The sequence below is a fragment of the Stenotrophomonas sp. 278 genome (genome assembly GCF_003935715.1).
Classification (GTDB): Bacteria; Pseudomonadota; Gammaproteobacteria; order Xanthomonadales; family Xanthomonadaceae; genus Stenotrophomonas; species Stenotrophomonas maltophilia_AH.
The window spans coordinates 1-3,258 of record NZ_RHPP01000236.1 but is presented as its reverse complement, the minus strand read 5'-3'; the positions used below and the strand labels follow the sequence as shown (position 1 = coordinate 3,258).

Here is a 3,258-nt window from a genome sequence, read left to right as displayed (position 1 = left end):
GGCGGCGGCCAAGGCGGCCCTGCTCGGGGCGGGTTTGGCGCTGGGCCTGCTGCAGCAGGATCCGTCGGCGTGGTTCGGCACCGCCGGGGGGGATGCCGATGACGATGCGCGGATCCAGGGGCTGATCGAGGAGCGGACGGCAGCCAAGGCGACGCGTGATTTTGCGCGGGCCGATGCGATCCGTGACCAGCTGGCGGCGGAAGGCATCGTGCTGGAAGACACCGCCCAGGGTATTCGCTGGGTGCGCAAGCGCGGCTGACGCCGTCACCCGACCAACGGTCGGGTGCTACCGGGATTTGTTGAAACCGTTTATTTATTGAGACTGCTGTGATCGACTCCCCCTTCCCGCTTGAACCTACTGCTGCCGAAGCGCAGGCCGCCATTACCGAGGAGTTCGCCTTCTTCGGTGACTGGTCCGAGCGCTACCAGTACCTGATCGACCTGGGCCGCAAGCTGCCGACCTTCCCGGAAGAATGGAAGACCGAGGAGCACCGCCTGCTGGGCTGCCAGTCGATGGTCTGGATCGTGCCGGAGGGCAACGCGCAGAACCTGCGCTTCCATGCGATCAGTGACTCGGCGATTGTGTCCGGCCTGATCTACCTCGCACTGCGGGTGTACTCGGGTCGTTCGGCGGAGGAAATCCTGGCGACCGAGCCGACCTACATCAGCGACATCGGCCTGGCCAAGCACCTGTCCCCGACCCGCAGCAACGGCGTGGCGGCGATGCTGGCGTTCATCCGCGACACCGCACAAGCGCAATCGTGAGCCCGGCCGCCCCCACGCCGGCCGGCGAAGAAAGCGCCCTGGGCCTGCTGGCCCGTCCGGGCTTCGCGCAGGTCCTGGCGTACCGCATCTTGGCGATGCTGTCGTACCAGATCGTGGCGGTCACGGTGGGCTGGCACATCTACGAGGTGACCCGCAATCCGTTCTCGCTGGGCCTGGTGGGGCTGGCCGAAGTGCTGCCGTTCTTCTGCGTGGCCCCGTTCGCGGGCTACCTGGTGGACCACCTGCCGCGCCGCCGGCTGGGCATGGTGGCGTGCACGGGCCTGGTACTGACGGCGGTGGTGCTGACCTGCGTGGCGATGGGCTGGCTGCCGTTCCACGGGGTGTGGCCGATCTATGCGGCGATTGCGCTGACCGGCATGGTGCGTGCGTTCCTGTCGCCGATCTACAACGCGCTGTTCGCCCGGGTGCTGGAGCGCCATCAGTACGCGCGCGGCGCGGGGCTGGGCGCGGTGGTGTTCCAGACCGGCATGGTGATCGGCCCGGCACTGGGCGGCGTACTGGTGGGCATGGGCGGCAAGGGCGTGGCGTACGGCGTGGCCGCTGCGTTCGCATTGGCCGCACTGGGCTGCCTGGCGGCACTGCGGGTGAGCGAGCCGGTGCACACAGGCCCGGCGGCACCGATCTTCAAGAGCATCGCCGAGGGCGGCCGCTTCGTGTTGGGCAACCGGATCATGGTGGGCGCGATGGCACTGGACATGTTCTCGGTGCTGCTGGGTGGCGTGGTGGCGATGCTGCCGGCGTTCCTGCACGAGATTCTGCACCACGGCCCGGAGGGCCTGGGCATCCTGCGTGCGGCCCCGGCGCTGGGCTCGGTCTGCGTGGGCCTGTGGCTGGCACGCCACCCGCTGCACAAACACGCCGGCCGGGTGCTGCTGTTCGCGGTGGCGGGCTTCGGGCTGTGCGTGATCGGCTTCGGCCTGTCGCACCACTTCTGGCTGTCGGCGGCGATCCTGCTGTTCTACGGGGCGTTCGACGGGGTCTCGGTGGTGGTGCGCTCGACCATCCTGCAGCTGGCCACGCCGGAAGAGATGCGCGGACGCGTGTCCTCGATCAACGGCATCTTCATCAGCTCCTCAAACGAACTGGGCGCGTTCTACGCCGGCACGATGGCCAAGCTGCTGGGTCTGGTGCCCGCCGTTGTCCTGGGCGGGTTCGCCGTACTGAGCGTGGCCGGCATCACCGCCTGGAAGAACCCCACCCTGCGGCGGTTGAATCTGCGCGATCTGCAGTGATCATTGCGGCATTCGACGGCGTACGTGTCGCCGGGCGTTGCCCGGCTGCTGTTGGTTTTGGGCGAACAACCCTCGGTTCATGACATCCGGGGGCTGGCGGCTCGGGACGGGCGTTCCGGGGGACGCTGTGAATACATCCATGTAAGCTCATCGCCGCATCCATGCGGCTCGTGCCCCCTCCAACCCATCCCGAGCCGCCACGACAGAATGTCGGTGGCCATGGGAAATGCCACGTCAACGGCGGTGTCGATCAGCGGTCATGCGTTACCGGATGTTGGGTATTTCACGGCGATCGTCTGTCGACCGATCCCACCAAGGCAGCGCGCGGACGGGTTTTGATCTTCCTTGGCCGCCGGCCAGCTGTCGTGGGTGGCTCGGGGTGGGTTTGCGGGACACTCGGCGCCATGGATGGCGTCCGAGTAGCCTCCATGGATGGATTCACGGCGTGTCCCGCAAACCCACCCCGAGCCGCCCCAACACGCGGGCCATCCGCCGAGGGCTGTTCGCCCAAATCCAACAGCAACAAAAAACCCGGCCGGAGCCGGGTTTTTCGCGCAATCAGCAACAACAAGCGATCAATCGCCCTGCTGCTTCTGCATGTGCTCCCAGCGCTCCTGGGCGTCGATGGTGCGTTCGGCGGTCAGACGCGCTTCGAGGCGGTCCAGGCCGATTTCTTCACCGGTGTCGACGCAGTAGCCGTAATCGCCGGCTTCCAGACGCTTCAGGGTGCTTTCGATCTTGCCGATCAGCTTGCGATAGCGGTCGCGGGTACGCAGCTCGAGCGAATTTTCCGTTTCGCGGGTGGCGCGTTCGGCTTCGTCGCCGATGTCGCGGACTTCTTCCTTGAGGTTCTCGATGGTCTGCTTGGACTCTTCGACCAGTTCGGCGCGCCACTGCTGCAGACGCTGGCGGAAATACTCCAGCTGCAACGTGCTCATGTATTCCTCATCCGCGCTCGGCTTGTAGCCGGCGGGCAGGATCGGACGGCCGGTGGCCTCGTCGGTCTTGAACTCCACCACCTTGTACTTGGTACGCGGAGCCGGGGCGGACGAGCGCGCGGCGACGGCCACGGCGACCTTGCCGACAGGGCGCTGCACGGCAGGCTTGGCGGTGGATTCGGACTTGGCGGCGGTTTTTGCAGGCGATTTCGAAACGGGCACGGGATTCTTGTTTTGCGGGGCCTTCGGAGCGGGGGCAGCCGCTGCCGCCTTCGGCGCGGTGGCCGGGGCAGGAGCAGGCT

General features: G+C 66.9%; 3 protein-coding genes and 1 pseudogene. 3 read left to right on the top strand and 1 reads right to left on the bottom strand.

Annotated elements, in window-relative coordinates:
* The 3 genes and pseudogenes from EGJ34_RS21010 to EGJ34_RS21000 all read left to right on the top strand — a co-directional run.
* Positions 1-259, top strand: a pseudogene (locus EGJ34_RS21010) (cysteine--tRNA ligase); the annotation flags it as partial.
* 68 nt (positions 260-327) lie between these two features.
* Positions 328-765: a SufE family protein gene (locus tag EGJ34_RS21005; RefSeq protein ID WP_125362353.1), complete on the top strand. Its 438-nt coding sequence runs from the start codon at positions 328-330 to the stop codon at positions 763-765.
* Positions 762-2,018, top strand: coding sequence for an MFS transporter (locus tag EGJ34_RS21000; RefSeq protein WP_125362352.1), 1,257 nt, complete (start codon positions 762-764; stop codon positions 2,016-2,018). Before EGJ34_RS21005 ends, EGJ34_RS21000 begins: the two co-directional genes overlap by 4 nt.
* Before the next feature lie 575 nt (positions 2,019-2,593).
* On the opposite strand, the gene dksA is transcribed toward EGJ34_RS21000, so the two are convergent.
* Positions 2,594-3,258 (bottom strand): RNA polymerase-binding protein DksA (dksA, locus tag EGJ34_RS20995; protein WP_125362351.1); only part of this gene is annotated, 665 nt, incomplete at its 5' end.